At 56.0% G+C, this 5,301-nt stretch carries 2 protein-coding genes; both read left to right on the top strand.

Annotated elements, in window-relative coordinates; all coding sequences use genetic code 11:
* Positions 1–2,153, top strand: a 2,153-nt coding sequence (locus EKA13_RS25730; protein WP_065761891.1) for a DEAD/DEAH box helicase, incomplete at its 5' end; no start/stop codon positions are given.
* A gap of 453 nt (positions 2,154–2,606) precedes the next feature.
* The gene (locus tag EKA13_RS25725) at positions 2,607–5,084 is read left to right on the top strand and encodes an N-6 DNA methylase (RefSeq protein ID WP_065761890.1); all 2,478 of its coding nucleotides are present in this window, start codon (positions 2,607–2,609) and stop codon (positions 5,082–5,084) included.
* Positions 5,085–5,301: the final 217 nt, after the last annotated feature.

Raw genomic sequence — 5,301 nt, 5'->3', positions numbered from 1 at the left:
CGCCGTTCGTGCATGAGTTGCAGCTGAAATTGGCCGCTGGCATGCCGGCCGGTTTCTGGCAGGGCTATGAGCTGGAGCTTAGCGATTTTGATTTACGCCAGCTGACGGGTATCAACGACCTGCTTAAGCGTTGGCAAAACGAAGCGGCGGGTATCGAGTTCGACTCCGTCCTGGACCTGTCGCTATACGGCGACCGAGTGACGGGCATCGGGGAAGCGGAAAAAATTACTTCGCCATTCCTGGTCAAAGAGGCGACCGAGAACTGGCTGCCGAAGGATGTGGCGGCGCTGGGCATTGATGCAGAAATTCTTGGGCGCTGGGATCCTTCCGACCGTGCTCAATTTGAAGCGTTTGAGCAGCGGCTGGACGAAGCTCGCGCTGCCGGTGATGAAACAGTCTGTTTGCCAGAGTCCGAAACACCGCTGTCGATTGCCGCGGCCGAGCAACTGTTTGATGCCTGGTCGAAGAAGATCGCCCCTGTCGAGACCAGCCTGGTCCAGCAGCAGGAGAAGGTTGGCCGCGCCGTACTGCAAATCGGCCACAACATTGACGAGCCGACCTACGTTCAGATTCGCCAGGCAGCCTTGCGCGCCGCTTTGGACGCGACGCCGGAGTTGCCCGGCTTGCTCAAGCCTGAGGTCGTATTGCGTGAGCACCAGCTTCAAGGCGTCGCGTGGTTGCAGCATTTGTTCCGCTTGTCCCCCGTGGACGTATCAGGTTGCTTGCTCGCTGATGACATGGGGCTTGGAAAAACGATCCAGTTGCTCACCTTCCTGGTCTGGTACCTGGAAAAGTATCCACAGGACAAGCCGACACTGATCGTTGCCCCGGTTTCGTTGCTTGATAACTGGGAGCGTGAGCTTCACCGGTTCTTCTTCGCTGACGCACTGCCAGTGCTGAAACTGTATGGCTCAGCCTTGAGTGCAGTGAAGTTCAAGAAGGAAGAAATCCCTGCGGACTTGAAAGCAAAAGGCATCAAGAACCTGCTGCGCCCAGGTTGGATGGGCGATGCCCGAATCGTCCTGACGACTTACGAGACACTGCGTGATCAGGAGTTTTCCCTGGCGCGCCAGCAATGGTCCATCGTTGTGTGTGACGAAGCTCAGAAGCTGAAGAACCCAGCTGCACTGGTGACTCAGGCGATCAAAGCCATTCCGGCTAGATTTCGAGTGGCGTGTACCGGTACGCCCGTCGAGAACACGCTGATCGATCTCTGGTGTCTGTTCGATTTCATTCAGCCAGGTTTTCTGGGCGGTCTGAACCAGTTCGGTCGCGAGTATCAGCGCCCTATCGAAGCCGAATTGGAGCGCGATACGGTTGCACTGGAGCGCCTCCGAGGTCTTATCGAACCGCAGACTTTGCGCCGAACCAAGCAAGACATTGCCAAAGACCTGCCTGCCAAAATCGAAGACATGGCATGTCGTTCACTTAGCATGCATGCCTTGCAGCGCAATCTGTACCTGTCGGAAATATCCGCGTACAGCCAGAAGCAGCAGATCGAAGAAGAGCTCGATCAAAAGACCTCCGGCATGCTTGGGTTACTGCACAAGCTCAAGCTGATTTGCGCCCACCCGTATAGCGTCCAGCCAGACAAGCGATTGCGTGACAACTCGCCGAAGCTGCAGTGGTTGATGCAGATGCTTGAGTCGATCAAAAGCGCTGGAAACGGTGACAAGGTCATCGTCTTTACCGAGTTGCGTGATATCCAGCGGGAGTTGCAGCACTCGATCCAGGAGCATTTCGGCTTTCGGGCAACCGTTATCAACGGCGATACCAGTACCAGCAGCCAGAGCGCCAATAGCCGACAGAAGCTGATCGACCAATTCCAGGAGCTGCCGGGCTTCGCCGTCATTATCCTGTCCACTATTGCGGTCGGGTTTGGGGTGAACGTGCAGGCGGCCAACCACGTCATTCACTTCACCCGTTGCTGGAACCCGGCCAAGGAAGATCAAGCGACGGATCGGGCCTATCGGATTGGGCAACAGAAGGATGTGTACGTGTACTACCCGACGGTTCGCGATGCCGCGATGCCGACGTTTGAGGCAACGCTGGATGAGTTGCTGAGTAAGCGACGGGCGTTGGCGCGGGACATGTTGAGTGGTGCTTCGGAGATTCAGGCTTCGGATTTTGAGGGGTTGCTGAAAGCACGCTGAGCCCGCCTGAGGAAAATGAGTGCTGGGCGATATGTCAATTATGGGTACAGGTAAATTCATTCTCCGCTTTGCAAATGATCAGAAACCAGCGAAGTGGTGCTTACCTGGTGGCATAGTGCCATCGGTATGTGAGCGGATTGCTTACCTGTGCACACGTCCAGTATTGGCGCGGAAAGCTCGGCGGCTTACTGTTCGCGGCATCCAAGCCCGCCGCCCACTTTCTGCGACTTCCCGGGTGATCGACTTGTGTTAGCGGATGAAGACTAGAAATAAGGGCGAAATGCTGGCCCGACGAAACCGAAGTAGATAAGGTTCACCCATTAACCGCAGGTAAAGTTCCGCTTCGCTACAAATATCTGTCGACCCCCGTCTAACGTTGGCACCATGGGCATTTCCCGAGCGCGTAACAGGGGACGCCTGCGCACTTACTCTTTACTCCAGTCAGGATTGCCAATGGCTATCAAGAAATCCGATCTTTACTCTTCCCTCTGGGCCTCGTGTGACGAGCTGCGCGGTGGGATGGATGCCAGCCAGTACAAGGACTACGTCCTGTTCATGCTGTTCATCAAGTACATCTCCGACAAGTACGGCAATTCGGATGACTTCGCGCCGCCGGTCAACATCCCGGCGGGAGCCAGCTTCAAAGACATGATCGCCCTCAAGGGTAAGGCCGACATCGGCGACAAGATCAACACGCAGATCATTCAACCGCTGATCGACGCCAACGCCCGGCTTGCGCGCAGTGACTTCCCCGACTTCAACGACCCAAACAAGCTTGGCGAAGGCGATGCCATGGTGCAGCGCCTTACCAATCTGGTGGCAATATTCGAGAAGCCTGAGTTGGATTTCTCGAAAAATCGAGCTGAGAACGATGACATTCTCGGCGACGCCTACGAATACCTGATGCGTCATTTCGCCAGCGAAAGCGGCAAGAGCAAGGGGCAGTTCTATACCCCGTCCGAGGTCAGCCGCGTCATCGCCCAAGTCATCGGCATCAGTCCGAACAATGCCGTGGCCAAAACGAGTGTCTACGACCCGACTTGCGGTTCAGGTTCGCTGTTGCTGAAAGTGGCGGACCAGGCAGGAACGCACATCACCCTGGAAGGGCAGGAGATGGACGTAACCACCGCCGGTCTCGCCCGCATGAACATGATCCTGCACGACTTCCCGACCGCCAACATTCTGCAGGGCAACACGCTGTCCACGCCCAAGTTCAAGGACGGTGAGCAGCTGCGTACCTATGATTACGTAGTGGCCAATCCGCCGTTTTCTGTCAAAAGCTGGAGCGTCGGGTTGACGCCAGCCAATGACCCTTATCAGCGCTTTACCTGGGGCGAGCCGCCGGCAAAACAGGGCGACTATGCCTTTTTGCTGCACATCATCCGTTCGCTGAAAAGTACCGGTAAAGGTGCGTGCATTCTGCCCCACGGCGTGCTGTTTCGCGGCAATGCCGAGGCAGTGATCCGTGAGCAACTGGTGCGTTCCGGCTACCTCAAAGCCATTATCGGCCTGCCGGCCAACCTGTTTTTCGGCACGGGTATTCCCGCTTGCATCCTGGTACTGGACAAGGAAAACGCCAGTGCGCGCAAGGGCATTTTCATGATCGATGCGGCCAAGGGCTTTATCAAGGATGGCCCGAAGAATCGCCTGCGCGATCAGGATGTGCACAAGATCGTCGATACCTTCGTTCGGCTGGATGAGAGCGACCCACGCTACGCGCGCATGGTGACCTTCGACGAAATCAGCGATCCGAAGAACGACTTCAACCTCAACCTGCCGCGCTATATCGACAGCACCGAGCCTGAGGATATTCAGGACATCGACGGCCATTTGCGCGGTGGCATTCCCGAGCGTGATATCGATGCGTTCGACAGCTACTGGCAGGTGATGCCAGCCCTGCGTGCGGCGTTGTTCAAGCCGGCCAGCCATGCTGGTTACTTTGAGCTGGTCAGCCCTGAGGTGAAGCCGGTCATTTTCGGCCACCCACAGTTCAACGCCTTCAAAGCCGGCGTCGATAAGCTGTTCAATCAATGGCTGGCGGACAGCGTCCCTCAGTTGAAAGGCTTTGCCGTCAACAGCCACCCTAAAGAGCTGATTGCCACACTGTCCGAAGACCTGCTCAGTGCCTTCGCCAAGGCGCCTTTGCTTGACCATTACGACATCTATCAGCACCTGATGGACTACTGGGCCGGGACCCTGCAGGACGATTGCTACCTGATCAGCGCCGACGGCTGGAAAGCTGCAGCTAAAGCGCGTGAAATCCTCAAGGTAAAGGATAAAAACAACAAGCTGGGTTGGGCTGAGAAGCATGACTACTGCCAAGGCAAGCGCCGCTTCAAGTCCGACCTGATTCCGGTCGAGATTCTTATTGCCCGCTTTTTCATGGTCGAGCGTAGCGTTATTGAAGACCTTGAAGCCCAGTTGGCCAGCGTTGAGCAGAGCATGAGTGAAATGCTCGAAGAGCACAGCGGTGAGGATGGCTCGCTGAGTGAGGTCATTGAAGGTGAGGGGGACAAGCAGAAGGTCACCGCCAAAGCGATCAAGGCACGTCAACGCGAGATTGGCCTGGATCCGGATTATGAGGATGAGTTCAAGGTATTGGCCGAATACGATGCCTTGATTGATCAGCAAAGTACCCTCAAGGCCGATCTTAAAAAGGCAGAGGAAGGCCTCGAGGACAAGATCCACGCGAAATACCCCCTGCTTGGCGAGGACGAGATCAAAAGCCTGGTGGTGGATGATAAGTGGGTCGCCACCTTAGCCGCTGCGGTACAGGGCGAACTCGACCGAGTCTCTCAGACTCTGACCGGACGCATCCGCGAGCTGAGCGAGCGCTACGCCACACCGCTGCCACAGCTCACTGATGAAGTGGCCATGCTTGCCAGTCGTGTGGAAGAACATCTGAAAAAGATGGGGGCGGTATGGCTGTGAAGCGCGGGTACAAGCAGACTGAAGTGGGGGTCATTCCAGCGGAGTGGGAGTGCGGAAGTTTGGAGGAATTCTTTTCCTTTATTTCTTATGGATTCACCAACCCCATGCCGACCGTGAGCCACGGCATCTACATGATTACTGGCTCTTCGCATTTAAGGGTGTAGAAAAAATCTGACCGGCTGGAAAAGGAGTCGAGGATCTTAGAAAATGTAAGCTC

Origin of the sequence: Pseudomonas defluvii (assembly GCF_001695625.1) — a bacterium.
GTDB lineage: Bacteria > Pseudomonadota > Gammaproteobacteria > Pseudomonadales > Pseudomonadaceae > Aquipseudomonas > Aquipseudomonas defluvii.
Note: the sequence above shows the minus strand (reverse complement) of the source record. Positions and strands in the feature narration are given on the sequence as shown.